This is a genomic window from Ruegeria sp. AN11 (assembly GCF_056536005.1).
In genome coordinates this window covers 3,289,428-3,315,761 of record NZ_JBQFJD010000001.1, presented here as the reverse complement: position 1 = coordinate 3,315,761, position 26,334 = coordinate 3,289,428, and the positions used below count along the sequence as shown (strand labels likewise).

Genomic DNA, 26,334 nt, shown 5'->3' with positions numbered 1-26,334 from the left:
ACATATGCAAGGCAATGTCCCAACACCAGATGGTCAGGTCGCCGATGCCGTCAGCGGCAACTGGGTCGACACCCATGCGCCCGCTTTTGCGCGGCCCTACCTGCGCCTCAGCCGCGCGGACCGGCCCATCGGCACGTGGCTGCTGCTGATTCCCTGCTGGTGGGGCCTTGCGCTGGCAATTCTCAGCGACGGAAACCCACGCTGGGAGGATCTGTGTATCGCGATCGGCTGCGCCATCGGAGCCTTTCTTATGCGTGGTGCAGGCTGTACCTGGAACGATATCACCGACCGCGAATTTGACGGGCAGGTGGAGCGCACACGGTCCCGGCCGATCCCGTCCGGACAGGTCAGCGTTCGGCAGGCCATTGTCTGGATGGGCCTGCAATGCCTGCTGGCGCTGGGGATTCTTCTGACGTTCAATCAGGCGGCCATCGCCATGGGCGTTCTGTCCCTGTTGCCCGTGACCATCTACCCTTACGCAAAGCGGTTCACATGGTGGCCGCAGGTCTTTCTGGGCCTGGCCTTCAATTGGGGCGCGCTGCTGGCTTGGGCCGCCCATAGCGGCACGGTAGGCTGGCCCGCAGTTACCCTGTACCTGTCAGGGATCGCCTGGACGCTGTTTTACGACACCATCTATGCCCATCAGGATGCCGAGGATGACGAGCTGATCGGCATCAAATCCACCGCGCGACTGTTCGGGACGGATACAGCGAAATGGCTCAAGTATTTTCTGGTCGCAACCGTCGCGCTTATGGGACTTGCCATCATCGATGGTGCTGCCCAGCAGGCGTCCATCATGGCACTGGTCGTTGCCCTGACCGGGCCATGGGCGATGGGCTGGCACATGGCCTGGCAATTGCGCGGGCTGGATATCGAAGACAACGCCAAACTGTTGCAACTTTTCCGGGCCAACCGCGACACCGGCTTGATTCCGCTGATCTTCCTCTGCGTCGCGCTTCTGCTCTGATTGCACCCCAGGCCACGCCTCTGTAAGAGTCCCGACCAATCGCCCGAGGAGTCCCGAAACCGCACATGCGTTTGCCTTTTTCCATCGCTGTTGTCCTGATCTTTCTCGTGTCGGCTGGTTTGTCGCTCCTGGCGGCCAGTTATGCCGTGACCAAGGTCGAAGAAGCTTCGGAATTTGCCGTGCGGCGGGCGCTGGATCTCAAGGGTCACGACTGGGCCGAAGTGTATTCAGACGGGCTGCGCGTGGTTCTGACCGGCACCGCTTCGGACGAGGCAACGCGATTCAACGCGCTGACCGCTGCCGGAACCGAAGTCGATACATCGCGTGTCATCGATGAGATGGAAGTTGCGCCCACCACAACGTTGGCGGCACCGCGGTTTTCGACCGAAATCCTGCGCAACGACAGTGGCATCTCGGTCATCGGTCTGATCCCGGCCAGCGTGGATCGTGACGCCATGATCAGACAGTTGGAAAAACTGGTTCCAAACACCCCCGTGTCAGATCTGCTGGAAACGGCTGACTATCCCAAGCCGAAGGGCTGGGATGACGCGTTTACTTACGCGCTCAGCGCGCTGGCGAAATTGCCCCGGGCCAAGATCTCGGCCAGCCCCGGGCTGGTGCGGATCACGGCCATCACCGACAGCCAGAAGGAAAAAGAGATGCTGGAGCGCGACCTGACGCGCGCAGCACCGCCAAGCCTTCGGATCGGCCTGTCGATTTCAGCACCGCGCCCGGTGATCACACCTTTTACGTTGCGCTACCTGATCACCGAGGAAGGGGGCCGTTTCGACGCCTGTTCAGCGCAGGATGACGACGCCCGTCAGACAATCGTGGCCGCCGCGCAAGCAGCAGGATTGTCCGGTCCTTACAGTTGCACCATCGGGCTGGGTGTCCCCTCGCCGCGCTGGGCCCGCGCTGCCGAACTCAGCATCGGGGCGCTGGCCGATATCGGGCAGGGTTCGGTGACCATGTCCGATGCCGACATCACGCTGATCGCGGCGCAAGGCGCGGACCCCGCCACATTCGACCGGGTCGTGGGTGAATTGGAAAACGCATTGCCGGAAGTGTTTGCCCTACACGCCGTTTTGCCCGAACCCGACACCCAAGACCAGGCCGGCCCGCCCGAGTTTTCCGCAACCCGCAGCCCGGAAGGCCTGGTGCAACTGCGTGGGCGTGTCGGAGATGAAACCTTGCGGGACATGGTCGACAGCTTTGCCCGCGCGGCCTTCGGCTCGGAACAGGTGCACTTGGCAACCCGCATTGTTCCCGATCTGCCCGCCGACTGGCCGCTGCGGGTGCTGGCCGGGCTTGAGGCGTTGTCGGAACTGCATAATGGTGTTCTGACCGTCACGCCCGAGGTGGTGGAACTGTCCGGTGTCAGCCATGAGGAAGATGCAAAGGCCCGCATAGCCGGGCATCTGTCTGACAAACTGGGCGAAGCGCAGGATTTCACCCTGTCGATCACCTATCAGGAACCGCCCGAACCCAAAGACGCCCTGCCCGATCCGGAGCTGTGCGAATCCCGGATTGCCGAGATTCAGGCGGCAGGCAAGATCGCGTTCGAACCCGGTTCGGCCACCGTTGCCACCGAATCGCGGGATACGCTGAACCAGATCGCAGAGATCCTGCGGGAATGTGGCCCCATCCGGCTTGAAATTCAGGGCCACACGGACAGCCAGGGCCGCGAAGAGATGAACCAGCAGCTGAGCCAGTCCCGCGCCCAGTCCGTTCTGAGTGAGCTGCGCGCGCGCCGGATACCAACGGCAACCTACTCGGCCGTCGGCTATGGTGAAACGCAACCCATCGCGGACAATGACAGCGAAGAAGGCCGGGAAGAAAACCGCCGCATCGAGTTTCGCCTGATCCGGCCCGAACCGCTTGCGGACAGGGAAACCGGGCTTGATGCGCTGGAAGCCACGCCATCCGAGCCTGAAGAACCGGAAAACAGCGCATCTGATGCAGATGCAGGGGATCAGTAAAGTGAACAGAACCGAATTCATCATCGCCACTGCCGTTATCCTGTTTGCGGCATTCTGCATGGGCTGGTTCGCCAACTGGCTAGCTCATCGTCTGTCCCGCGTCCGCCAAAGCGACGTCGCTGATCTGGACCGTATGAGCCAGGAGTTACATGAAGCCGAAGAAACCCGCGATCAGGCGATTACCTACCTGCAACAACGCGAGGCCGAACTGTCCAACCAGCTGACCCAGACCGAAGCCGAACTAGCCGCCGCGATGGACGGCCTGCGCGCGGCGCGGCAAGAAGCGGAAGAACTGCGCGGGCGGATAAACAACGCCGACTGAACCTTTGCGTCGACTGCACAACCTGAGCTTGCCTCAGTACAACAGTAAACAAGATCGGCGTGTTTTGGCCGGTCTGTTTCTTTCGCCTTCAATATTGGCGACAAATTCAATACTACGAATTGGTGTGTTTTTGCCTACACACATCACTGTCCACTATCCAGAAAATTGGAGTGTACTATGAATTTCCAAGATACTTTGAAAACCGCCAAAGTGCTTTGCGCATTTTCCGCAACCTCAGCCCTGGCTTCCGGCGATGTCATCCCCTCGGAAAACGATACGTTTTCAAATTGGGGGGAAGAATCCGGATGGACCATCTTTGTAGATGATACGCGCGGGTCCTGCCTGATCGAGCGCATGGACGAAAACCAGAACGTCGTTCAAATGGGCCTGACCAAAGACCATGAGATGGGCTATCTGGGGGTTTTCACGAAGAATGACATCGGCCTGAAAGGTAAGAAGGAAAAGATCTTCCTGTCACTAGACGGCAACGTTTATGAGGCCGAAGCGCACAAGAAAACCAAGCACCTGGCCGATGGATATACCGGCGGGTACATCCTGGCGAACAACGCTCAGTTCGTTGACGACGTCATCAACAAAAACGAAATGACCGTGTTCCCGGAAAAGGAATTCGCATTCACCGTCAACCTGGATGGCACAAAGAAAGCCATTGAGGCAGCACGGACCTGCAACGCGGAACAATCCAGCTAATCTGCCCTGACACGCGCCGGCATCCGCCCGACGGGTGCCGGTTCGAGTATTACCAGCGGGTCAACGCGTCTTCGTCTTCATCTTTCGCGGCCACCCACTCCGCCCCGCCCGAGGTGATCTCTTTCTTCCAGAAGGGCGCGCGGGATTTCAGATAGTCCATCAAGTACTCTGCCGCCTCGAATGCATCCTTGCGATGCCGCGCAGCCGTGGCAACCATCATGATCCGGTCCCCCGGGGCCAGCCGCCCGTGGCGGTGGATTACCAGAACATCCCCCAAAGACCAGCGTTCCTGAGCCTCTTCGGCGATCCTGGTCAGCGCGCGCTCGGTCATGCCCGGGTAATGCTCGATCTCCATCACATCCAGATCACCCGTGGCCAGATTGCGCACGATACCGGTAAAGGTCACGATGGCGCCGTTGGCTGAATCCCCTGACGCAAAAGCGTTGGCTTCGGCGCCAAGGTCAAACGCTTCTTCCTGAACGGCAATACGCATCGCGTCAGCCGCCGGTCATGGGCGGAAAGAACGCCACTTCACGCACACCGGCCAGCGAGGCGTCAAAGTCCGAAAGTTCCTGATCCAGCGCTACCCGCAATGCGGACAGGTCCGCAAAGGCTGCGGCATAGCGGTCTTCTCGCGCGCTCAGCTCGGCCACAAGATCGGATACCGTTGCGGCCTCGGTCTCGACCCTTTCTTTCGGCAGGCCGATGCGTTCGCGCACCCATGCGAAATACAGCACATCCATCGCTCAGCTCTCCTTCAGATGCGGCATGGCTTTACGTAGGTAGTCGTAGCCCGTGATCAATGTCAGAGTCGCCGCGATCCACAACAGCCAAAGCCCAATCCGCCCGGACCAGAACATCCCCTCAAGATGCCAGCGCAGGCCGTTCAGGTCCTCGATCTCACCCATCAGGACCCGATCGAGTGTTTCGGCATCCATGCCAAAGGACCCCATCACAAAATGGTGCTCGAATATCCCTTGCGAAAACAGGATGGCAATCGCCACCATCTGCGCAGTGGTTTTCCATTTGGCCAGCTTCGTGACTTTCAGCGTCCCGGCCACGTCACCCAGATATTCACGCAAGCCCGAGACGAAAACCTCGCGAAACAGGATAACAGTTGCGGGCAGCACCAGCCAGGGCGTCCAGTGCTCGGCGGAATAGCCGACCAGAATCATCAGGGCGATCACAACCATCGCCTTGTCGGCAATCGGGTCCAGCATGGCCCCGATCTTGGTTTCCTGTTTCCACGCACGCGCCAGATATCCATCGAACCAGTCGGTGATGGCGGCCGTCAGAAACAGGATCAAAGCGAACCAGTCCGCCCAGGGGCGGGTGAAATACAGAAACATCACGGCCAGACCGGGTGCCGCCAACAGGCGCAGGACGGTCAGGATATTGGGCAGGTTCCACTTCATGGATCGACACTACATCGCCACTTCGGGACAGAAAAGACAGCCATGCAAAAAACTGACCCGATCACAGGCGGTTGCGGCACTGGTGGTCAAAGGGTCGCAAGCCGGACATCTCAACCAGATACAGCTTGGCGCGCGCGCGCTTTGCCGTCAGATTGGCGTGCGGACCGGTTGGGGAACGACAGCAGCATGACACCGCATATTCAAACGGACCCCCGGTCAAACCTGATCGGCAGTTTATGGATGATCTCGGCAATGGCGCTGTTTGCGCTCGAGGATGCGCTGCTGAAAAGCGCCTCGGCCGCGTTGCCGATCTGGCAGGTCCTGATTCTGTTCGGCACGGGCGGTGCGCTTGTGTTTGGAATTGCCGCCTTGCTGCGTGGCACGCGGCTGTTTCAGCCTGACGTGCTATCGCGCCCGATGAAGGTGCGCGTGGTCTTCGAAATCCTTGGGCGTTTGTTCTACGTGCTGGCCATTGCGCTGACACCCCTGTCTTCGGCCACGGTAATTCTGCAGGCCACGCCCCTTGTCGTGGTCGCCGGAGCGGCCCTGTTCTTTGGTGAAACCGTCGGCTGGCGGCGGTGGAGCGCAATCCTGATCGGGCTGATCGGCGTCGTGATCATCATCCAGCCGACCGGGGACAGTTTCTCGGCCCTCTCCATCCTCGCCGTGTTGGGAATGCTGGGCTTTGCCGGACGCGATCTGGCCAGCCGTGCCGCACCCGCGTCGCTGGGAACCGAAGTGCTGGGGTTCTATGGCTTTCTTTGCATCGTCGTGGCCGGTTTGGCCTATCGGTTCTGGGAAAATGTGCCGATGGCCGCTGTGACCCTGCACACGAGCCTGCACCTGGTTGGTGCCACACTGATGGGCACAATCGCCTATGCGTCGCTGATGAAGGCGATGCGCACGGGCGAGGTCTCGGCGGTCACGCCCTTCCGCTATTCCCGGTTGTTGTTCGGTATCGGACTGGGGGTCGTCATATTTGGCGAGCAATTGGACCGGACCATGTGGACCGGCAGCGCGCTGATCGTTGCCTCGGGGCTGTACATCCTGTGGCGTGGGCGGAAGGTCTAGCCCTTGTCGTGGAAGTAATCGTAAACCTTCTGCGCCAGCCCGGCTGAGATCCCCTCGACCGCCTTCAGGTCTGCCAGATTGGCTCGGCTGACGGCCTTGGCACTGCCGAAATGCGCCAGCAACGCCCTTTTGCGCGCGGCACCCACCCCCGGGATTTCGTCCAGAGGTGTCGCGCCCACCGCTTTGGCCCGTTTCGCGCGATGTGTTCCGATGGCAAACCGATGCGCCTCGTCCCTTAGGCGCTGAATGAAATACAGCACCGGGTCGTTGCGTTTCAGCGCAAAGGGGCGCTGACCGATCCGGTGAAATTCTTCTTTGCCGTGATCGCGATCAACGCCTTTGGCGACACCGACCATCGGGATGTCTTCGACACCATGTTCGACCATAATTTCATGCACGGCACTCACCTGACCGGCGCCGCCATCAATCAACAGCAAATCGGGCCAAAGCCCCTTGTCCCGGTCTGGGTCCTCCTTTTGCAGACGGGTGAACCGACGGGTCAGAACCTCTTTCATCATGCCGAAATCGTCACCCGGTGTCAGATCGTCGCCCCGGATGTTGAACTTACGATAGGCGTTTTTCATGAACCCTTCCGGGCCCGCAACAATCATGCCGCCCACAGCGTTGGTGCCCTGAATGTGGCTGTTGTCGTAAACCTCGATCCGGTTCGGCTGACTGTCCAGATCAAACGCCTCGGCCACGCCGCGCAACAGCTTGGCCTGCGTTGCGCTTTCCGACATGCGCCGGGCCAGAGATTCACGTGCATTGCGCAAGGCCCCAGCCACCAGTTCCTGCTTTTCACCGCGCTGGGGCACAAGGATTTTGACCTTTCGGCCAGCCTTCTCAGACAGTGCCTCCTGCATCAGATCGGCGTTTTCGATCCCGTCTGACAGGATCAATTGCCGGGGCGGTTCCTTGTTGTCGTAAAACTGACCCAGAAAAGCTTCCATGACCTCGGCCGCCGAGACGTCTGGCCCCACGCGCGGATAGAAATCCTTGTTGCCCCAATTCTGGTTGGCGCGGATGAAAAACACCTGAACGCAGGCCTGCCCGCTGTCCATGTAAAGACCGATGATATCTGCCTCGGCCACCCCGCGCGGATTGATGCCCTGCGAGGTCTGCACCTGCGTCAGCGCCCGGATGCGATCACGCAGACCGGCGGCGCGTTCGAACTCCATCGCCTCGGAGGCGACCATCATCTGTTCGGCCAATTCTTCCTGCACCCGAGTGGACCGCCCGGACAGGAACCGTTCCGCATCCTTGACGCTTGCGCCATAGTCAGCCTCGGAGATCAGGCCGACGCACGGTCCGGAACAGCGCTTGATCTGATAAAGCAGACAAGGTCGTGTGCGGCTGTCGAACATGGAATCCGAGCAGTTGCGCAGCAGGAACGCCTTTTGCAGCTGGTTCAGGGTCCGGTTCACCGCACCCGCACTGGCAAATGGGCCGAAATAGGCCCCCTTTTCCTTTTTCGCCCCGCGATGTTTCTTGATCTGCGGAAAAGAATGATCCTTTGCGACAAGAATATTCGGAAAGCTTTTGTCATCGCGCAGCAGCACGTTGTATTTCGGCTTGAGCTGCTTGATCAGGTTCTGTTCCAGCAGCAGCGCTTCGGTCTCGGTCCGGGTGGTCAGGAACATCATCGACGACGTCGCAGCAATCATCCGCTCGATCCGCCCCGAATGCCCCGGACGCGCATAGTTCGACACTCGCGCCCTGAGGTTCCGCGCCTTTCCCACATAAAGAACGCGGCTGTCGCTATCCAGCATGCGATAAACACCGGGTGAGCTGTCCAACGTTTTCACGTAACGCTGAATGCAGGCATAGCCGGTGGGCTGCGTGTCTGATGAAGGGTCGTCCTGGGTGGTCATTGGCCTGAGATATGATTCTCTGACCATGGCTGCAATCTTGTCGACCTCAGATCAAGAGTAAACAAGTCCACGGTTTCTGTGGATAACTGTGCAGATAACTTTTGTATCGCCTCGTTTTTCCCTTGTTTCATTGCCTATTTCCCTGTTTGCCTAATAATTAGGCGATCATATAACCACCTGTTATTTATAGAGATTTTTTCTCACGCGTGACAAGTGTATGAAAAAAAAGACATTTTTGTAACGTGCCGGTAACACAAATGAGAGCGGTGCAAAACTTACAGCAAAATTGCCTATTCCAGTCCCAGCACGTCAGGCGTCCGCCAGCCAAGGTGCTGGCCGCCGTCGACGCAAAGCAACTGCCCGGTTACGGCATGGGCATCCAGAAAATACCCCAGCGCCGCGGTGATATCGGAGGGGTTCGCGCCGCGTTCCAGAACAGTATTGGCGCGTTGCGCTTTGAAGTGCCCTTCGCTTTGCCGGTGGCCCTGCATGGTCGGACCCGGCCCGATCGCATTGACGCGAATCGCGGGCGTCAGCGCCTGCGCCGCGGTGCGTGTCAGCGCCCAAAGACCCATCTTGGCAATGGTGTAGGACATGAATTCCGGCGTCAGCTTGCGCACCCGCATGTCGACCATGTTGACGATCAGACCGGTGGCAACGGGCTCGCCCGCGTCGTCCGTTTCAGGCTCCAGGCCCTGCGCAGCCATTGCCTGCGTCAGCACAAACGGCGCGCGCAGATTGCTGTCGAGATGGCGGTCCCAGCTTTGCCGAGTGGCCGTCCGGATATTGTCGTACTCGAAGACCGAAGCATTGTTGACCAGACAGGTGATCGGCCCGCCCAGCGCCTCGACCGCGCGAGGCAGCAGCGCCTGAACCTGGGCTTCGTCCAGCAGGTCGGCCTGTAGTGCAACGGATTTGCGCCCCATCGCCTGAACCTCGGCCACGGTCTCCTCTGCCGGGGCCCGCGAACTGGCGTAGTGAACCGCGACGTCATATCCCCGCCGCGCAAGAAAAAGCGCCATGGCCCGGCCAAGACGAATGCCTGAACCGGTAACTAGAGCTCGGGTCATGGATCACCTTTCTTCGTCAGATCACGCCAGCAGGATGATGACATAAATCACGTAAAGGATGGACAGGACAAAACCCCAGGTCCGTGTGATGTCTTGCTTGAGGAAAACAAAAGGGATCAGCAGAAGCGATGCGCCCAGCATGACCCACAGATCAAAATGCAGGAACTCGGGATCAACCGGAATCGGTCCGACCAGCGTCGCAATCCCCACAATCGCCAGCAGATTGAACATGTTCGAACCGATGACGTTCCCCAGCGCCACATCCGCCTGCCGGCGCAGCGCCGCCATGACCGTTGTCGCCAACTCGGGCAAAGATGTTCCGACGGCCACCAGCGTCAATCCGATCACGGTTTCACTGACACCGTAATGCCGCGCAATTACTGTTGCGTTCTCGACCAGCAAATGCGCACCCATCGGCAGGCCGACCAGACCCAGAACCAAAAAGATCGACACTTTCCAATAGGGCATTTCGGGATCGGCTTCTTCCAATCCTTCCAGCTCCTCATCGTCGGCGCAGGCTTCGCCACAGGCCTTGCGATGGGCACGGGCTTCCCGGAACGCGTGCCACAGCATCAGGGCCAACGCAGCCAGCAATATGAGGCCACTGATCACGGTGAACGTGCCGCAGAAGGCCAGCCCAATGAACAGAACCGAGGCCAGCAACATGAAAACATAGTTCTTGCGGCTGTCGCATTCACTGGTGTGAAGCGTGGCAAGCAGCGCGGGAAGGCCCAGCACCAACAGGATATTCGCCGTGTTCGACCCGACGACGTTCCCGAGTGCGATACCGGGCGCGTTTTCCAATATGGCGCTGATGGAAATCAGAAGTTCCGGTGCCGATGTGCCAAAGGCAACAATCGTCAGACTGACAATCAAGGCAGGCACGCCCAGACGCAGACTCAGGTTCACCGCCCCCCGAACCAGCGCGTCACCGGCCAACAAAAGGATCAGCAATCCGAGGCCGGATAGCAGCCATGCCGTCATGACCGCCCTCCTTTTTCGCAGGCGCAGGGGCCTTTACCGATCCTGAACCGCCCGCAGCGGGGACATCTTGAGGACTGCAGCCGCTTCTGCCCCGGAAAGCGCAGCTTTCCGAACATCGCCAATACACCCATGGCGATCAGAAAAAGAGTGACGGCCTTGATGATCACGTTACAAACCGAAGCGCGCGTAAGCCGCCCGCTCCTCCAGCCCGGCAATGGCATCCTGCGCCACAGCGGCCCCAAAACGGGACCAGATCGGTTTGCGGACGCCATAGCGGCGGAATTTCACCTTATCGCCAAACCGCTCCTGCATCTTAGGTTTGAGATGGGCAATACCATCGATCAACCCCAGCTCCTGCGCGCGTTTGGCCAGCCAGATCTCGCCACTGAACAGGTCCGCCGCGTCATCCAGCTTGTCACCGCGCCGTGTGACGACATGGGTGATAAAGTTTTCATGGATATCACCCAGCAACCCCTGCAGTCGTGCCACATCCTCTTTCTTTTCCGGCGCGAAAGGATCCAGCATGGATTTCGACTGACCCGCCGTATGTACGCGCCGTTCGAGCCCCTGGCGTTTCAGGAACACATGCGCACCAAAGCCCGAAGAAATCACGCCAATCGAACCCAGCACGGAACTGTCATCGGCAAAGATCTCATCCGCAGACGCCGCCAGCCAGTAGCCGCCCGAGGCCGCGACATCCTCGACAAAGGCGAAAACAGGGATTTTAAGCTCCTCCGCCAGCCGCCGGATACGTGCGCCGATCAAGGAACTTTGCACCGGGGAACCGCCGGGCGAGTTGATCTCAAGCGCGACGGCAGCAGGCTTGCCCTTGCGAAATGCCTTTTCCAGAATCGGGGCCAGCGTGGTGTCGTTCAGCGACCCGCGACCGGCCATCCCGATCGCGCCGGACAAACGCACAACGGCCACAAGCGGCTGCTTTTTGACAAACGGAAGGCTGAGTTTCATGGATGCCGATGTAGAGTGCTGCCTGACGGTAAACAAGAGACGGACGCGGCCATAAACGCGACGTGAACCAAATAAACACATCCGATGGGCAAAAATGCAACGCCCTAGCTGCGAATGCGCCAGCCGGTTTTGAAGATCCAGCCGATGATGCCCAGACAGATCCCGGTAAAGGCCAGAATGGCCAGCAGGCTAAACACGATGGGCACATCCGCAAGCCCGTAGAAGGACCACCGGAACCCCGAAATCAGATAGACGACCGGATTGAACAGGGTGATTGTCTGCCACACCGGCGGCAGCATCGAGATCGAATAGAACGTGCCGCCCAAAAAGATCAATGGCGTGACCACAAGTTGCGGAACCAGCGACATCTGCTCGAAATTGCTGGCCCAGATACCAATGATGAAGCCCAGCAATGAAAAACTGAGGCAAGTCAGCACCAGAAAGGCCATCATCGCCAACGGGTGTTCAATCCTGAGATCCACAAAGAAGGTAGCGGTAATCAAAATCACCACGCCCACAAACAACGCTTTTGTCGCTGCCGCGCCAACGTAACCGATCACGATTTCGATGAAATTGACCGGGGCCGACAGGAGTTCGTAGATCGTGCCCAGGAATTTCGGGAAATAGATGCCGAAAGATGCGTTCGAGATCGAAAGCATCACCACCGACAGCATAATCAGCCCCGGTACGATGAAGGCGCCATACGACACGCCTTCAACCTCCTGAATGCGGCTGCCGATGGCCGTGCCGAAGACCACGAAATACAACGAAGTCGACAACACCGGCGACAGAAAGCTTTGCGCCAGAGTGCGGAAAAAGCGCTGCATCTCGAACCGATAGATGGCGGCGATGGCAGACCAGTTCATGCGGGTTCTCCCGACACCAGATTGACGAAAATTTCCTCAAGGCTCGACTGCCGGGTCTGAACGTCACGCAACACCAGACCGGCCTGTGCCACATCGTTCAGCAACGTGGTGATACCCGTCCTGTCGGCATGCGTGTCGTAGGTGTAGACCAAGGTGTCCCCGCTTCCGTTCAGAACCAGATTGTGCGCGGCCAGACTGTCCGGGATGGTCGGGATCGGCTCGGTCAGCATGACCTCGATCTGCTTTTTCCCCATCTGCGCCATCAGGGTGTCCTTGTCCTGCACCAGCAACAACTCACCCTTGTCGATGACGCCTACACGGTCCGCGATGGCCTCGGCCTCTTCGATGTAGTGGGTGGTCAGGATGATGGTGACACCGGCCCGCTTCAACTCGGCCACGATCTCCCACATGTCCTTGCGCAATTCGACATCAACACCGGCGGTGGGTTCATCCAGAAACAGCACGCGCGGCTCATGAGCCAGCGCCTTGGCAATCAGCACCCGCCGCTTCATGCCGCCCGACAGTTCCCGGATGGCATTTCTGCGCTTTTCCCACAGCGAGAGCTTGCGCAGAATCTCCTCAAGCCGAGCGTTGTCACGGCCCAGCCCGAACAGACCTCGCGAAAACCGCACCGTGTTCCAGACCTTCTCAAACGGTTCCAGCGCAATCTCCTGCGGCACCAGACCGATCATCCGGCGGGCGGCGCGAAACTCTGTCTGAATATCGTGACCACCCACCGTGACGGACCCGGAACTGGGCGTGGTGATCCCGCAAATCGTTGAAATCAGGGTCGTCTTTCCGGCGCCGTTCGGCCCCAGCAGCGCCAGTATTTCGCCCTGCTCGATATCCAGAGACACGCCTTTCAGCGCCTCAAAGCCATCCGCATACGATTTTCGCAGATCCCTGATGGACAGAATGGTGGTCATGCATATTCCCTGTGGTGACAGCGACCCATCCGCGCCGCGCCGTTACCGAACAGACCATTTACAAACGGATCAGTCCCGGCCCGTCAAGCGCCCCAGCCATCCTTTGCCGCTTTCACCATCCCCGTCATCCGCTGTTTCTTCTGCCGGGCCTTCGAAATGCGCTTGCAGGTTTACGAAGAATTGATCTGCCATTTTCTTGGCAAACCCGTCGATCAGACGGCTGCCCAGTTGCGCAAGTTTGCCACCGACACTGGCATCAACGTCATAGCTCAGAACTGTGCCGCCCTCGGCGTTTGGCTGAAATGTCACCGTGGCGCGGCCCTTGGCGAAACCCGCCGCGCCGCCCTTTCCGTCACCGGCAATGGTCAGTCGCTCGGCCTCGACCATGTCCGACATTGTGACGACGCCTTTGAACGTCGCCTTTACCGGGCCAACCTTCTGCACAACCGTGGCCTCGTAACCGTCCTGCGGATTGCCCGAAACCTCTTGCGCGCCACTGACACAGGCTTTCAGAACCTCCGGGTCAAGCAACGCGGCGTACAACTCTGCCGGCGATGCCTTGATTTCACGGGTATCACTCATCTGCATGGTCGCGGACCCTTTGTCGTTTCTCTGACGGTTCTCACAGACCTAGCGCTGAATAGTGGTGGCAGGCAAGCACGCCGGATTCGAAACGCGCCGGCGCGGCAACTCCGACCTTGCATTTTTTCGGCCTTCCCGGAATTTTGCGCGACAACGGAGGACAGTCATGCTGCACGGAATACGCGTCATCGAAATCGAAGCGCTTGGCCCTGGCCCTTTCGCGGCCATGCTGCTGGCGGACCTTGGGGCGGACGTCATTACCATTCACCGCAAGGGTGGGGCTGTGACACCCGGAATGCCGGAACGTTCGCTGCTAGATCGTGGAAAGCGCTCTATCGATCTGGACCTCAAAAATCCCGATGACCTTGAAACGGCCAAACGCCTGATCGCCTCGGCCGATGCGCTGATCGAAGGATTTCGCCCAGGTGTCATGGAAAAACTGGGCCTCAGCCCGCAGATCTGCCAGGCCCGGAACCCCAGGCTGGTTTACGGCCGCATGACCGGATGGGGACAGGACAGCCCGCTGTCGGGCGACGCTGGCCACGATCTGAACTATATCGCCCTGTCGGGCGCACTCTGGTACGCCTCTGCTCCGGATCACCCGCCGCAAACACCGGCAACGCTGGTCGGCGATATTGGCGGAGGGGCGATGTATCTGGTCGCCGGCGTTCTGGCCGGACTGATCAATGCGCAACGAACCGGACAAGGCACCGTTGTCGATGCGGCGATCTACGACGGATCCGCCCATATGATGAACCTGCTGATGAGTCTGCGCCAGACCGGCAACCTGTCAGACACCCGCGGTCAAAGCCTGCTGGACGGTCCGCACTGGAGCCGCACTTATCGCTGCGCCGATGGTGGCTTTGTCTCGGTTCAATGCCTCGAACCGAAATTCTACGCTATTTTCCTGAGCGTTTTGAATCTGTCCGGGGATCCGGCTTTCAAGGAACAATTCAAGCCACAGCTCTGGCCCGACCAGACGCGGCGGCTGAGCGCCATATTTGCCGACAAACCCCGCGATCACTGGGCAGACCTGTTCAATGGCACCGACGCCTGCGTTGCCCCGGTCCTCAGCCCGCAAGAGGCACAGAACCACGAGATGAACCTCGCCCGCCAAACCTGGCAGGAGGTTGACGGAACCCTACAGGCTGCTGCGGCGCCGCGGTTTTCAAACGCCAATTGGCAACCCGGCCCCAGCCCTGCTCGCGGTGAGCACACTGGGGAAATCCTGGCCGAACTCGACAACCTGCGCTGATCCGCCCCTTCATCTGGCCGGAAATATCCCGGGGGATGAATTGGCCGAAGGCCAAGAAGGGGGCTGGCCCCCTTGGCCGTCGTTACCGACCGCGCACCGTGTCGATCATCAGTTGCACGTTGTCCGGGATTGCGTCCGGCGTGATCCCATGCCCAAGATTGAAAATGTGCGGCCCATTCGAGAAGGCCTCGACAATCCGCCGCGTCTCATCGACCAGCGCCTGCCCACCTGTCACCATATGCGACGACGCCAGATTTCCCTGAACGCATCCATCGGCCTGCACATATTCTGCTGCCCATTCGGGCGACACGGAATTATCCAACGCGACACAATCCACACCGGTGGCCTTGGCAAAACCGACATAGCCGTCCCCTGCCTCACGCGGAAAACCGATGATAGGGATGCCCGGGTGACGTTTCTTGATGGCCTTCGTGATAACCCGACAGGGCTCAAGGGCGTATTTGCGGAACGCTTCACCCTTCAGCGACCCGGCCCAGCTATCGAAAATCTTGACCACCTCGGCCCCGGCTTCGATCTGGGCGGAGAGGTATTCGATCGTGGCCAGAGTGATCCGATCCAGCAGCACTTCGAACAAGGCAGTGTCACCTTCACGCAGCGCATGGGCTGGGCCCTGATCCGGTGTCCCGCGCCCGGCAATCATGTAAGTTGCCACGGTCCAGGGCGCGCCAGCAAATCCGATCAGCGTGGTTTCGGAGGGCAGTTCCCGCGCCAGAATCCGAACCGTTTCGTAGACCGGAGACAGGGTTTTGTGGATGTCCTCTACCGGCTTCAGAGCGTCAAAATCGGACTGCCGCGTGATGGTCGACAGGCGCGGCCCTTCACCCGTGACGAACCACAGGTCGGCACCCAGCGCCTGTGGCACCAGCAGGATATCGGCAAACAGAATGGCTGCGTCGAACCCGTAGCGGCGGATCGGCTGCAAAGTGACCTCGGCGGCCAGTTCGGGGTTGTAGCACAAGGACAGGAAATCCCCTGCCTGCGCCCGTGTCGCGCGATACTCCGGCAGATACCGCCCTGCCTGACGCATCATCCAGATCGGCGGCACGTCCTGTACCTCGCCCGACAGCGCCCGCAGCAGTTTCTTTGTCTCGGCCATATTTGTCCCCAATCGTCCGGTTTGCCGCAACGGGTCTGCCTTCGGCGGCAATTTGTCAAGCTCTGCCCCCATTGTCAGGGCAATGTGACGCGACTAAAGCTGTGCGCATGACATTGACTCTGCCGACCCCCGCATCGCCGCTGAAGATTGGAACCCGTGGCTCGCCACTGGCGCTGGCGCAGGCCTACGAAACCCGTCAAAGACTGCGCGATGCGTTTGATCTACCCGAAGAGGCGCTCGAGATCGTGGTCATCAAGACCACCGGCGACAATCGCGCCATGATCGACGCGGACCGCCCGCTGAAGGAGATCGGCAACAAGGGCCTGTTCACCAAGGAAATCGAAGAGGCGATGCTGCGCAGCGATATCGACATCGCCGTGCATTCGACCAAGGATATGCCGGTCGAACAGCCCGCGGGACTGGTACTGGACACGTTCCTGCCGCGCGAGGATGTTCGCGACGCTTTCATCTCGCCGGACCTGAGTTCCATCCATGACCTGCCCGATGGCGCCGTGGTCGGCACGTCGTCGCTGCGCCGCAAGGCGCAATTGCTGAACCGGCGGCCTGACCTGAAGGTTGTCGAGTTCCGGGGCAACGTTCAGACCCGGCTGAAAAAGCTGGGCGACGGGGTGGCGGACTGCACCTTTCTGGCCATGGCCGGACTGCGCCGACTGCAGATGGACGACGTCCCCGCCACGGCCATTGCGCCCGAGGACATGCTGCCCGCCATCGCGCAGGGCACCATCAGCATCGAACGCCGGGCGTCCGACACCCGTTCGGCTGAAATGCTCAAAGCCATCCACCATGCCGAGACAGGACAGCGCATGTCGGCGGAACGCACGCTGCTGGCGGCGCTTGACGGTTCCTGCGAGACACCGATCGCCGGCCTGGCCGAAATTCTGAATGGGCAACTTCGGCTGCGCGGAGAAGTCCTGCGCCCAGACGGGTCAGAATCAATCGCCGAGGATGTAACCGGAGATGTTGCAGACGGTGCGGAAATGGGTCGCCAGATGGCAGCGAGACTGCTGCAACAGGCCGGACCGGGCTTCTTCGACTGGAAAAAATGAAAAAAGTTTTAACAATGTGAACTGCTTCACTGTGAGCCTCGAAGTTTATCGGCATTACAGTGACATACCGATCAGCAAGGCGGGTCAGTTTCGAAAGTATCGAAAGATTTTCTGGTTGCTGGTGTTTTAAGTGGTTTTCGAGGGGGCGAAACCGATCCCCGAACTCTGATCGGTAAGGGCCGCTGTCATAGCCTGACAGCGGCCCATTTTGTTTTGCGATCCTCACCAGCTAATACGATCAGAAAAAGTCAGCTCAATGACTGGCAGTCTGACAGAGTGAACGACTTCGAAATCGCGCCGGACAACCTGCGGTATTCGGTGAAGCCCATTGCACCATAGTAGGACAACCCCCCAACATTGGTTTCCCCAATGGTGGCATCTATCGCAGGCAAGCCGACTTCCTGCGCAGCCCGCAAAGTGGATCTGAACAAGGCCCGTCCGATTCCCTGCCGGGCCGATGACGGGTTGATATGCGTGCCAATAATGCCCAGCCCCTCAGCGACCTTGTACGGATTGCCTGCAGTTGCAAGCTTCAAAGACTGGAACCCCAATACTGTTCCCCGGGGGTCGATGGCGACCGAACACGGGATCTGCTGAGGGTGGCAAAGATAATGCGACAGCGCAAAGGCCGCATCCGATGGTTTGCTGCGTTGTCCGGCAAGAACAAGGGCCTTCAGAACGACGGCCAACCCCTCGGCATCGTCCGCAACGGCGGGGCGAATGGAATAGCTGCTCAATCTATGCCTGCAAGTTTTCCGTCATACACCGTGTGCGTGTCGCTCTTCCAATTCACGGGCAAATTCGCTCAGGCGAATCTGAAACTGCCGGCGGAACCGCGATTGTCCCAGCTTCAGGGACTGAAGCAACAGGCGGGCCGGTAGTGACTTCGCAGCAAGCGACATTTCGACACTCAGCCGGGTTTTGCGTTGGGACAGGGCAAGAAAGTCAACCGATGTCACCCCTTTCATACCTTTGCTGGACATCTCAAAGCACATGCGGGACGGGGTATCGCAATCGGTCATCTGTATTTCGACCCGACGCGGTTTTCCCCGCAAATTGAAATCCGTCAGCCAAGTGGCACCAGCGGTTATCGGGGCCTGTTCGTTCAGTCGCCGTACTTCGACACCCCGGCGCATGGCCATCCGCTCGAACCGCTCAAAATCCGCGACCATGTCGAAAACCGCATCAATCGGGGCCTCGATATCTTCGCGCGCTGAAAACTGCATGTCCGCCCTCGGTGCCTTTGCTTTCGTTCAGTGTCTCGTCAGTCAAGAGTGTCTGCAAGCCAGTTTTGCAGCAGAAAATGCGCAATGGCGCCTTTTCGGGCCGGCAACAAGACCGGATGTTCTCCGGCAAAGGCGCGCATCATTTCCGATTTGCTGACCCACATCGCGTCTTCGATCTCGACCGGATCAATCCTGAGTTCGCGGAACAGGGCCTCACCCGCGCAGCCGAACATCAACGAGGCCGGAAACGGCCACGGCTGGCTGGCCAGATAGTGAACGGCACCAACCGGCACGCCTGCCTCTTCCATTACTTCGCGCCGCACGGCGGCTTCCAGCGTTTCACCCGGTTCGACAAATCCCGCAAGCAGCGAGTACATGCCTTCGGGCCAACCCGGAGACCGGCCCATCAGGACCGAGTTTCCATGGGTAATCAGCATGATCACCACAGGGTCGGTGCGCGGAAAATGCTGCCCGCCACAAGTGGGGCAGCTGCGCTGCCACCCCGCCTGTGCAATTTCACTGGCAGCCCCGCAACGCGCACAGAACCGGTGCGTTTCATGCCAGCCAATAACGGCCTTGGCCGCTGCCGCAAGCTCGGCATCGCGGGCGCTCAGCCGCGTCATGATCCGGCGCAATTCGGCAAACACGTACCCGTCCGGCAGGTCCGGATGCTGCTGCTCGGACCGGTCTACAAAAGCACCGATATCCGACAAATCCTGCCCATCCGCCGACCAGTCCGATATATCCGCCGCAAAAATCGGTGCATCGTCTTCACGAAGGCCCAGAAATACCGGGCCTTCCACAACCCCTCCGGGACCTTCGCGCACCAGGCTATGTGCCATCGCAACCAATCCAAGCCGGTCCAGACCTTCGCCCTGCACCAATATCTTGCCACGCCAGACCAGCAGGCATTCGGCGCGTGAATCAGTTTTCATCTGTTCCAGCCTGTCCGAATCTCCCCGGAGATGCGCTGCGCGATCCAGGCCCGAGCCGCCAAATGTCACTGTTTCCGCGTTTTTCATTGAATATCCTCAGGGTGTTGCGCACAGGGCTGCCACGACTGCCGAGTTGTTGCAATGCCAATTCATGAACACCGGGACGTGGCAATGCCGCTGAATGGTCCCACCGGCGCCAAGTTATTTGCACTTACTCATTCTTTTAGTGAACATGGCTTAGATTAAATTGCCCAAAGTAGAAAATTGCACCCGACCACTGTTTCATCTCAGCGCCAACATACTTCAGCCGGTCGCATTCGGATTTTGGCCACGACCGATCTGCATATGAATCTGACAGGGTTCGACTATCACGCGGATGAACCGGATCCGGCGCGGGGCTTCACCCGAACGGCCAGTCTGATCCGCGCCGCCAGAGAAGAAGCGCAGAAAGACGGAGCACTGGTATTCCTGTTCGACAACGGAGATGCCCTTCAGGGAACGCCGTTTGGCGATTGGGCGGCAGAGCAGACTGATGACAACCACGTGTTGATGCAGGCCTTCCGGGAACTTGGCTATGACGCAATCGGACTGGGCAACCATGATTTCGACTTTGGCCTGCAAACGCTGAATCGCGTTCTGGACGGCGCACCGTGCCCGGTGATTTGCAGCAATGCCCGGCAATTGACCACCGGGGCCAAATGGAATGACCGCGCTATACTAAAACGCTCTCTTCTGGTTGACGGCGTCGAAACACCGTTTCGTCTGGGTCTTTTGTCGATCCTGCCGCCGCAAACGGCGCAATGGAATGCGCACCGGGTACAGGATGTGGTCGTGTTCGAAGATATTCTGGAGGCCGCGCAAAAGACGGTCGAGGCCCTGCGCACGGACGGCAGCGATGTGATTGTCGCCCTGGCGCATTCGGGCCTTGGACCTTCGGAACCCGCGCGCGGAATGGAGAACGCCGTCATACCGCTGGCCGCGATCGACGGGATCGACGCCATTGTTGCAGGCCATACGCATCTCACACTTCCCGGCAAGGATCACGAAGGGCTGGATCATACGGACGCAACCCGGGGGCATGTACATGGCAAACCGGTTGTCATGCCTGGCGTCGCCGGGACGCATCTTGGCATCATTGACCTGCATGTGCAGAAAACCTCTGCCGGGCGATGGAAGGTTGTCGGGCAGCAGGTTAAGCTGCCGCCTGTTCTCTCCCGGCACGGGAACGGAGCGGTATCCGAAGACCCCGGAATGCAGCATCTGTTCAGTTACGGCCACGAAGAAATCCGAGCGCTGGCCTCAAGACCCGTGGGCCACACCGGTCAAAGCCTGCACAGCTATTTCAGCTTTTGCGCACCAGATCGGGGCCTCGCGCTGGTCGCCAGCGCCCAGGCAGCAGCATTGAACCTCCATCTGGACGAAGACCTGCGGGGGCTTCCACTGTTGTCCGCTGTTTCGCCCTGCAAGTTCGGAGGCCGCGCGGGACCGCGCTCCTACACGGAAGTACCGCCCGGAAAGGTTCGGTTGCGCAATGTTTCGGATCTTCATTCTTTCCCGAATGAACTGCGCGCCGCGCTTGTCACCGGCGACATGGTCCGTGACTGGCTTGAAATGTCGGCGGGCATTTTCAATCAGGTGGATGCAGGAGCTGTCCGCACTCTGACCGATGAAACACGGGCCGGGCATAACTTCGATGTGCTGTTCGGCCTGACCTATCGGATCGATCTTTCCCAGCCGGCGCGTTTTGATTCTCACGGAATGCTGGTCGATCCCGCTGCAAACCGTGTCCGCGAGATTTGCTGCGGTGGAATCCCTGTTGAACCCACCCAGAAATTCGTTGTGGCCCTGAACAGTTACCGGGCCAGCGGCGGCGGACACTTCCCTGTTGCGCATCAGGCCCGGCAGATCAATCTGCCGGCCTTACCCATCAGGCACGTCCTGCGCGACTATCTTTCGGGGGGATTACCGGGCGACCCGATGCAATCTGCGCCCTTCCCCTTCAGCCTTGTCCGGCTTCCCGGGCACGCTTAGATTCTGAAAACCGGGCCGGGAGCAAGGGCGCATCTTTCCGAACTGGACGCATACGATCCGCATGTGCTGGGGCATGACCCGGAAGGCTTTCTGCGGATCAGACTGTCACTCTGACGGGTTGTCTTCCTGGCGCAACTTCCCTATATCGACGATTGAGAGGTTGGCGCGGGCGAGCGCCTCGCCAACCTGGTCAGGTCCGGAAGGAAGCAGCCACAACGAGCCCCGCTTGGGTCGATGTCCAACCTCTCACTTCATCCCGCAATCGTCACATCTTTCCGGTCGGAACGGACTTGCTGCTCCGCAGACTCGATCAGCCTCGGCCAGACCGCTTTGTTTTTGCGCGCAAAAACACCAATGTGGCCAATGGATTTCAGCCCGAAATCCTTTGGTTCAAGCACATGACGGTTGGCGTCCGGGCCGTATAGCTCGGCCAGCCTCCAGACCGCATTTTCAGGCACCATCTGGTCGTCCGAAATCGCAAACAGGTCAACCGGACCACCGGCCCGCGGCCAGGTCGCTGCGGGCAGGCTTTGGCCAATTTCAGGCAAATAGCTGTTCGGCGAGGTGCACCATTTTCGCCATTGCCAGTAGACCTTTGACGGCAGGTCCGAGCCAAACCCAATGGCCTTGCCGGGCAGATACCCCAGCATATGAACTGCAAAAGGCGCATGACCGTACCAGAAGATTCCGGCCAGCCCCCTGTAGGGCCACGGATGATCCGACAACGTAACCAGGCCTGAACACACACAAATCATCCGGTCGACCTGATCCACATCCGATTGCAATGGCCCAAGCATACCCCCCAGCGAATGACCAATGGTCCACTGCCGCGCACTTGGGAATCGCCGCCGCATCTCGGCCCGGGCCGCGGGAATATCGACCAGCGCCCAATCGGACATGGTGACACGCGAATCCTTCAGGCGCCCCGATAACGATTTTCCGAAATCGCGGTAATCATAGGTGAGGCAGGCAATGCCCTGCTCTTCCGCCAGCCACCGGGCAAAATGCTGATAATAGTCCTGGGGAACGCCGGTCGCGCTGTTCAGAACAACTACGATATCAGGCGCTGCAACAGGCAGGTACAGGCGACCCGACAGCATCGCCGTCCCGGCGGGAAATCGTATGTCTTCGGTCAAGACCCGTTCCTGTATGTCCAACATCTCATGCTCCGCTCTCAACTGAACAGTTCAGTTCACCTATCTGTCAGGCCAGTCGCCCACTCAAGTCAACCCGGTGCAAACATGACCAAACGTCCGCTTTCCCGACCACGCATCGGACCAAATGCCTCGGCCCGCGCTATGCGCTTGACTCGGGGACCCGGAAACCGCTAGCGATGAGGCGATGGTTTCCGCGCCCTTTCCGGGGCCGGGATGAAAAGGGAACACGGTGCGGTTCTGTCTGGCATTGCCGGAAGGAACCAAGGCCGAGACTGCCCCCGCAACTGTAAGCGGTGAGCAATGCCGAAACACCACTGGCCGAAGGGCTGGGAAGGTCGGCAAAGCGATGACCCGCAAGTCAGGAGACCTGCCATCGATACTGAAACCGAAACTCGGGCGGGGTGTCCGGGCAGGTCCTGATGGCATAGCCCCGTCACACCTGATCCTTGCCCCGCGCCGCGCGCGGAGGGCGCATTATGATCTGGAAGACAAGGACACACGAATTTTCTGCCACTGTGTGCCAGCGCACCGGCAAACCCTGTCCGGCACTGGCGCAAATGGCGCGGGCTCTGACGCGCGCCGTGGCAAGCGCCGGCCCGGCCGCAACCCCGCAATTCGCCGTTGAAGGCAGCAGCGAGCTTGCCCATTGCCCCGAAGGGTGCATGGCCCGGTTCCACGCGCGGCCAGACAAAATCCGGGTGTTTTGCGGAACGAATGAGGAAACTCCGGGCGACAGGTTGGAGGATTATGCAGACATGATGTTCTGCGCAGAGTTCCGTGCGCTGCCGTCCGCAATTCTGTCGGACCCGCCCTGCGCCATGCTTGAAGCTTCGGCCCTGGCAGGTCGCCAAGTGGCGGCCCAGACCGGACATTTGTCGGCCTAAGCTACGGGTCCGCGCTGGCCGGAATCAATTGCGTGGCCCATGCCAGTTGTGCATCTGTTTCAACCGCACAGGGCCGCACCGCCCTCAACCGTTTCAGGGCTGCACCCGGTTGCTCGCCGCATTCGACCATCAGGCGCAACACCACCATTCCGGACCGGCCACAGCCGCCCCGGCAATGCACCAGAATGCGCCCGCCCCCTGACAGGGCATGGCGGACGGCCGCGCTTACATCGGGCCAGCGCGCGGTCACGGCGTCGGGGGGTGCACCGAAATCTTCGACCGGCAGATGGACCCAGCGGCAGGCGCGCGCCTGAATGTCGGTTCCGAAGTCACGCGCGCCGTCCTGCAGCATCTCGACTTCGGTCGTCATTGAAATGACAAGACCGGGCTTCCAGTCGGAAATCGCATTCAGGTCCTGGACATATTTACCCCCACGCCCCGGCATTGATGTCAGGGCCAGAGTACCTCCTCCGACCTGCAGCGCATGAATAATCATCTGAGACATGCAACGCGCCCTCCTTAATCGTTACGCACAAGAATCCGGTCAAAAATGCTTTCGCCTTCATTTTTACGCGCATCCCGAAGCATTCCCAAATGAATTTCGCGAACCGGCTGTGGACGCAGGCGGCGGCGCACTCTACGCTGCACTTCTGATACGAATCCGACAGAGCAGAAATGACCGACACGCCAAGCCCCGCTTATCAGGTTCTTGCCCGCAAATACCGCCCGGAAACCTTTGCCGACCTGGTTGGTCAGGATGCCATGGTGCGCACCCTGAAAAACGCGTTCGAGGCAGACCGGATCGCGCAGGCCTTCATCATGACCGGCATCCGCGGCACCGGCAAAACGACGACGGCGCGGATCATCGCCAAGGGCATGAACTGCATCGGCCCCGATGGCGACGGCAAACCGACGACCGAACCCTGCGGCCAATGCGAACATTGCGTGGCGATCATGGAAGGCCGCCATGTCGACGTGATGGAGATGGACGCCGCCAGCCGCACCGGCGTGAACGACATCCGCGAGATCATAGACAGCGTCCGCTATCGTGCCGCCAGCGCACGCTACAAGATCTATATCATCGACGAGGTTCACATGCTCTCGACCAGCGCGTTCAACGCGCTGCTCAAGACGCTTGAGGAACCGCCCGAGCATGTGAAATTCATCTTCGCGACCACCGAAATCCGCAAGGTTCCGGTGACGGTCCTGTCGCGCTGCCAACGCTTCGACCTGCGCAGGATCGAACCCGAGGACATGATCGGTCTTCTGAACAAGATCGCCGCCGCCGAGGGCGCCCAGATCGCAGAGGACGCACTGGCGCTGATCACCCGAGCGGCCGAGGGTTCAGCGCGTGATGCAACTTCGCTGCTGGATCAGGCGATCTCGCACGGGGCCGGGGAAACCAGTGCCGATCAGGTCCGGGCGATGTTGGGTCTGGCGGACCGGGGCCGCGTCCTGGACCTGATGGACATGATCCTGCGCGGCGACGCGGCGGGAGCTCTGACAGAGCTAAGCGCTCAGTACGCCGAGGGCGCCGACCCGCTTGCCGTGCTGCGCGACCTGGCCGAAATCACCCATTGGGTGTCCGTGGTCAAAATCACGCCGGACGCGGCCGAGGACCCGACCGTTTCGCCCGACGAACGCGCACGCGGACAGCAAATGGCCGAAGCCCTGCCGATGCGTGTCCTGACCCGCATGTGGCAAATGCTGCTGAAAGCACTCGAAGAGGTCTCAGCCGCGCCAAACGCCATGATGGCGGCGGAAATGGCCGTCATTCGGCTGACCCATGTGGCCGACCTGCCAAGCCCGGAAGAACTGATCAAACGTTTGCAGGACGCACCTCCACCCACGCCGAACGGAGGCCCCGGTGGCGGCATGGCCGTACCCTCGCACGCCCCGGTACAACCTCAGGCATCGGCAAGGTCTTCCTACGTTTCCGCTCCACACGGTCCCGCCGGCGCGCCGACTGCGGCCCTGGCACAGGACGTCCAAACTGCTCTGGCGCGCTATCCGACCTTCGAACATGTGGTCGAACTGATCCGGACAAACCGGGACGTAAAGCTGCTGGTCGAGGTCGAAAACGGTGTGCGGCTGATGTCCTACTCACCGGGCCGGATCGAATTTACGCCGACCGATCATGCCCCGACAGACCTTGCCCAACGGCTGGGTACGGCGCTGCAGCGCTGGACAGGCAATCGGTGGGCCGTATCCATCGTGGCAGATGGCGAAGCCGCCACGATCGCCGAGATCCGCGATGCGGCCGACCTCGCGCTAAGGTCACAGGCCGAGCAGCACCCGCTGGTTCAGGCGGTACTCATGCAATTTCCCAAGGCGCGCATCAAACGGATCGAAACCCCGGAACAGCGCGCCGCCAAGGTCGAAACCGAGGCTCTGCCCGAGGTCGAAGACGAATGGGACCCGTTCGAAGAGGACTGAACATCTGCCTGGAAGACAGGAGGATGCCCATGCCCCTTGTGTCACGCAGTCACCCTTCGTATTTAGGCGTCAAATCGATTTACAGGAGAAACCCGATGCTCAAAGGTTTAGGCGGTCTGGGCGATATGGCCAAGATGATGAAATCCGCGCAGGACCTGCAGACCAAAATGACCGAAATGCAGGAAGAACTGAACAACCTCATGGTTGTCGGCGAATCCGGCGCCGGTCTGGTCAAGGCCACCGCCACTGCCAAGGGCGAACTCAAGGGTCTGGACATCGACCCGTCGATCTTCAACGGAGACGACAAGGAAGTGGTCGAGGACCTGATCCTGGCCGCCATCAAGGACGCGCAGACCAAGGCCGCCGAGCGCTCTCAGGCGGAAATGGCCAAGCTGACTGAAAGCATGGGGCTGCCGGCAGACATCAAACTGCCGTTCTGATCTTCATCTTTTCCAAAATACTCCCGCCGGAGGCTCCCTTCGGTGCCAAACAGGACAGG

At 59.9% G+C, this 26,334-nt stretch carries 28 protein-coding genes, 1 other RNA gene and 1 riboswitch; of the genes, 13 read left to right on the top strand and 16 right to left on the bottom strand.

The window, feature by feature from the left end; all coding sequences use genetic code 11:
* Positions 1 to 4: 4 nt before the first annotated feature.
* The 4 genes from ubiA to ACR3EQ_RS16430 all read left to right on the top strand — a co-directional run bounded on the left by ubiA (position 5) and on the right by ACR3EQ_RS16430 (position 3,976).
* Entirely contained in the window at positions 5 to 967 is a 963-nt protein-coding gene (gene ubiA / locus ACR3EQ_RS16445; protein ID WP_480491247.1) for a 4-hydroxybenzoate octaprenyltransferase, read from the top strand.
* A 65-nt stretch (positions 968 to 1,032) separates the two neighbouring features.
* Positions 1,033 to 2,946: an OmpA family protein gene (locus tag ACR3EQ_RS16440; RefSeq protein ID WP_170614321.1), complete on the top strand. Its 1,914-nt coding sequence runs from the start codon at positions 1,033 to 1,035 to the stop codon at positions 2,944 to 2,946.
* A gap of 1 nt (position 2,947) precedes the next feature.
* Positions 2,948 to 3,268, top strand: coding sequence for a hypothetical protein (locus ACR3EQ_RS16435; RefSeq protein WP_170614320.1), 321 nt, complete (start codon positions 2,948 to 2,950; stop codon positions 3,266 to 3,268).
* A 177-nt stretch (positions 3,269 to 3,445) separates the two neighbouring features.
* On the top strand, positions 3,446 to 3,976 hold the full coding sequence (locus tag ACR3EQ_RS16430; protein WP_170614319.1) for a hypothetical protein: 531 nt from the start codon (positions 3,446 to 3,448) through the stop codon (positions 3,974 to 3,976).
* A 49-nt stretch (positions 3,977 to 4,025) separates the two neighbouring features.
* Here ACR3EQ_RS16430 and ACR3EQ_RS16425 read toward each other — a convergent pair whose 3' ends face one another.
* The 3 genes from ACR3EQ_RS16425 to pgsA are packed head-to-tail and all read right to left on the bottom strand — an operon-like array spanning position 4,026 to position 5,391.
* Complete coding sequence (locus ACR3EQ_RS16425; RefSeq protein ID WP_170614318.1) at positions 4,026 to 4,469, bottom strand: molybdenum cofactor biosynthesis protein MoaE; 444 nt, start codon at positions 4,467 to 4,469, stop codon at positions 4,026 to 4,028.
* Positions 4,470 to 4,473: 4 nt separating this feature from the next.
* Positions 4,474 to 4,719 carry a molybdopterin converting factor subunit 1 gene (gene moaD, locus ACR3EQ_RS16420; RefSeq protein WP_058281820.1) on the bottom strand — a complete coding sequence of 82 codons (246 nt, stop codon included), beginning with the start codon at positions 4,717 to 4,719 and terminating at the stop codon, positions 4,474 to 4,476.
* Positions 4,720 to 4,722: 3 nt separating this feature from the next.
* Entirely contained in the window at positions 4,723 to 5,391 is a 669-nt protein-coding gene (gene pgsA, locus ACR3EQ_RS16415; RefSeq protein ID WP_170614317.1) for a CDP-diacylglycerol--glycerol-3-phosphate 3-phosphatidyltransferase, read from the bottom strand.
* Between pgsA and ACR3EQ_RS16410 the strand changes: the two genes are divergently transcribed.
* Positions 5,390 to 5,581 (top strand): hypothetical protein, encoded by a 192-nt coding sequence (locus ACR3EQ_RS16410; protein WP_170614316.1) that lies wholly within the window; start codon positions 5,390 to 5,392, stop codon positions 5,579 to 5,581. The two genes, pgsA and ACR3EQ_RS16410, sit on opposite strands and share 2 nt — an antisense overlap.
* On the top strand, positions 5,578 to 6,462 hold the full coding sequence (locus ACR3EQ_RS16405; RefSeq protein WP_170614315.1) for a DMT family transporter: 885 nt from the start codon (positions 5,578 to 5,580) through the stop codon (positions 6,460 to 6,462). Before ACR3EQ_RS16410 ends, ACR3EQ_RS16405 begins: the two co-directional genes overlap by 4 nt.
* Here ACR3EQ_RS16405 and uvrC read toward each other — a convergent pair.
* The 7 genes from uvrC to ACR3EQ_RS16370 all read right to left on the bottom strand — a co-directional run bounded on the left by uvrC (position 6,459) and on the right by ACR3EQ_RS16370 (position 13,733).
* Complete coding sequence (gene uvrC, locus ACR3EQ_RS16400) at positions 6,459 to 8,333, bottom strand: excinuclease ABC subunit UvrC (RefSeq protein ID WP_480491795.1); 1,875 nt, start codon at positions 8,331 to 8,333, stop codon at positions 6,459 to 6,461. The two genes, ACR3EQ_RS16405 and uvrC, sit on opposite strands and share 4 nt — an antisense overlap.
* A gap of 290 nt (positions 8,334 to 8,623) precedes the next feature.
* Positions 8,624 to 9,403, bottom strand: a complete 780-nt coding sequence (locus ACR3EQ_RS16395; protein WP_170614314.1) for an SDR family oxidoreductase — start codon at positions 9,401 to 9,403, stop codon at positions 8,624 to 8,626.
* A gap of 21 nt (positions 9,404 to 9,424) precedes the next feature.
* The gene (locus ACR3EQ_RS16390) at positions 9,425 to 10,387 is read right to left on the bottom strand and encodes a calcium/sodium antiporter (protein WP_170807353.1); all 963 of its coding nucleotides are present in this window, start codon (positions 10,385 to 10,387) and stop codon (positions 9,425 to 9,427) included.
* Positions 10,388 to 10,555: 168 nt separating this feature from the next.
* On the bottom strand, positions 10,556 to 11,353 hold the full coding sequence (locus tag ACR3EQ_RS16385; protein ID WP_480491243.1) for a S49 family peptidase: 798 nt from the start codon (positions 11,351 to 11,353) through the stop codon (positions 10,556 to 10,558).
* A gap of 104 nt (positions 11,354 to 11,457) precedes the next feature.
* Positions 11,458 to 12,219 carry an ABC transporter permease gene (locus ACR3EQ_RS16380; RefSeq protein ID WP_170614311.1) on the bottom strand — a complete coding sequence of 254 codons (762 nt, stop codon included), beginning with the start codon at positions 12,217 to 12,219 and terminating at the stop codon, positions 11,458 to 11,460.
* Positions 12,216 to 13,145: an ABC transporter ATP-binding protein gene (locus ACR3EQ_RS16375; RefSeq protein ID WP_170679543.1), complete on the bottom strand. Its 930-nt coding sequence runs from the start codon at positions 13,143 to 13,145 to the stop codon at positions 12,216 to 12,218. Before ACR3EQ_RS16375 ends, ACR3EQ_RS16380 begins: the two co-directional genes overlap by 4 nt.
* 69 nt (positions 13,146 to 13,214) lie before the next feature.
* Positions 13,215 to 13,733 carry an SRPBCC family protein gene (locus ACR3EQ_RS16370; RefSeq protein ID WP_170679541.1) on the bottom strand — a complete coding sequence of 173 codons (519 nt, stop codon included), beginning with the start codon at positions 13,731 to 13,733 and terminating at the stop codon, positions 13,215 to 13,217.
* Between the two features lie 160 nt (positions 13,734 to 13,893).
* On the opposite strand from ACR3EQ_RS16370, the gene ACR3EQ_RS16365 reads away from it, so the two are divergent.
* Complete coding sequence (locus ACR3EQ_RS16365; protein WP_480491241.1) at positions 13,894 to 14,982, top strand: CaiB/BaiF CoA transferase family protein; 1,089 nt, start codon at positions 13,894 to 13,896, stop codon at positions 14,980 to 14,982.
* An 82-nt stretch (positions 14,983 to 15,064) separates the two neighbouring features.
* Here ACR3EQ_RS16365 and hemE read toward each other — a convergent pair whose 3' ends face one another.
* On the bottom strand, positions 15,065 to 16,099 hold the full coding sequence (gene hemE / locus ACR3EQ_RS16360; RefSeq protein ID WP_170614307.1) for a uroporphyrinogen decarboxylase: 1,035 nt from the start codon (positions 16,097 to 16,099) through the stop codon (positions 15,065 to 15,067).
* Positions 16,100 to 16,206: 107 nt separating this feature from the next.
* Between hemE and hemC the strand changes: the two genes are divergently transcribed.
* Positions 16,207 to 17,166: a hydroxymethylbilane synthase gene (hemC, locus tag ACR3EQ_RS16355; protein WP_480491239.1), complete on the top strand. Its 960-nt coding sequence runs from the start codon at positions 16,207 to 16,209 to the stop codon at positions 17,164 to 17,166.
* A gap of 248 nt (positions 17,167 to 17,414) precedes the next feature.
* Here the strand turns inward: hemC and ACR3EQ_RS16350 are convergent, their stop codons facing one another.
* Genes ACR3EQ_RS16350 through nudC form a run of 3 tightly spaced genes read right to left on the bottom strand, consistent with a single transcriptional unit; the run spans position 17,415 to position 19,414 of the window.
* Entirely contained in the window at positions 17,415 to 17,903 is a 489-nt protein-coding gene (locus ACR3EQ_RS16350; protein ID WP_170614305.1) for a GNAT family N-acetyltransferase, read from the bottom strand.
* A 21-nt stretch (positions 17,904 to 17,924) separates the two neighbouring features.
* Positions 17,925 to 18,392: an SRPBCC family protein gene (locus ACR3EQ_RS16345; RefSeq protein WP_480491237.1), complete on the bottom strand. Its 468-nt coding sequence runs from the start codon at positions 18,390 to 18,392 to the stop codon at positions 17,925 to 17,927.
* A gap of 38 nt (positions 18,393 to 18,430) precedes the next feature.
* The gene (gene nudC / locus ACR3EQ_RS16340; protein ID WP_480491236.1) at positions 18,431 to 19,414 is read right to left on the bottom strand and encodes an NAD(+) diphosphatase; all 984 of its coding nucleotides are present in this window, start codon (positions 19,412 to 19,414) and stop codon (positions 18,431 to 18,433) included.
* Positions 19,415 to 19,591: 177 nt separating this feature from the next.
* Between nudC and ACR3EQ_RS16335 the strand changes: the two genes are divergently transcribed.
* Complete coding sequence (locus tag ACR3EQ_RS16335; RefSeq protein WP_480440853.1) at positions 19,592 to 21,358, top strand: bifunctional 2',3'-cyclic-nucleotide 2'-phosphodiesterase/3'-nucleotidase; 1,767 nt, start codon at positions 19,592 to 19,594, stop codon at positions 21,356 to 21,358.
* Positions 21,359 to 21,511: 153 nt separating this feature from the next.
* Positions 21,512 to 21,610, top strand: an RNA gene (gene ffs, locus ACR3EQ_RS16330) — signal recognition particle sRNA small type.
* Here ffs and ACR3EQ_RS16325 read toward each other — a convergent pair.
* Positions 21,610 to 22,518 (bottom strand): alpha/beta fold hydrolase, encoded by a 909-nt coding sequence (locus ACR3EQ_RS16325; protein WP_170614302.1) that lies wholly within the window; start codon positions 22,516 to 22,518, stop codon positions 21,610 to 21,612. The two genes, ffs and ACR3EQ_RS16325, sit on opposite strands and share 1 nt — an antisense overlap.
* Positions 22,519 to 22,683: 165 nt before the next feature.
* A riboswitch (cobalamin riboswitch) is annotated at positions 22,684 to 22,904 on the top strand.
* An 87-nt stretch (positions 22,905 to 22,991) separates the two neighbouring features.
* Between ACR3EQ_RS16325 and ACR3EQ_RS16320 the strand changes: the two genes are divergently transcribed.
* Positions 22,992 to 23,399: a hypothetical protein gene (locus ACR3EQ_RS16320; protein WP_170614301.1), complete on the top strand. Its 408-nt coding sequence runs from the start codon at positions 22,992 to 22,994 to the stop codon at positions 23,397 to 23,399.
* A gap of 1 nt (position 23,400) precedes the next feature.
* Here the strand turns inward: ACR3EQ_RS16320 and ACR3EQ_RS16315 are convergent, their stop codons facing one another.
* Entirely contained in the window at positions 23,401 to 23,904 is a 504-nt protein-coding gene (locus tag ACR3EQ_RS16315; protein WP_170619272.1) for a phosphatase domain-containing protein, read from the bottom strand.
* Positions 23,905 to 24,074: 170 nt separating this feature from the next.
* Here ACR3EQ_RS16315 and ACR3EQ_RS16310 point away from each other — a divergent pair, with 170 nt between their 5' ends.
* Positions 24,075 to 25,835: a DNA polymerase III subunit gamma/tau gene (locus tag ACR3EQ_RS16310; protein ID WP_170614299.1), complete on the top strand. Its 1,761-nt coding sequence runs from the start codon at positions 24,075 to 24,077 to the stop codon at positions 25,833 to 25,835.
* Positions 25,836 to 25,930: 95 nt separating this feature from the next.
* Positions 25,931 to 26,275 (top strand): YbaB/EbfC family nucleoid-associated protein, encoded by a 345-nt coding sequence (locus tag ACR3EQ_RS16305; protein WP_170328851.1) that lies wholly within the window; start codon positions 25,931 to 25,933, stop codon positions 26,273 to 26,275.
* Positions 26,276 to 26,334: the final 59 nt, after the last annotated feature.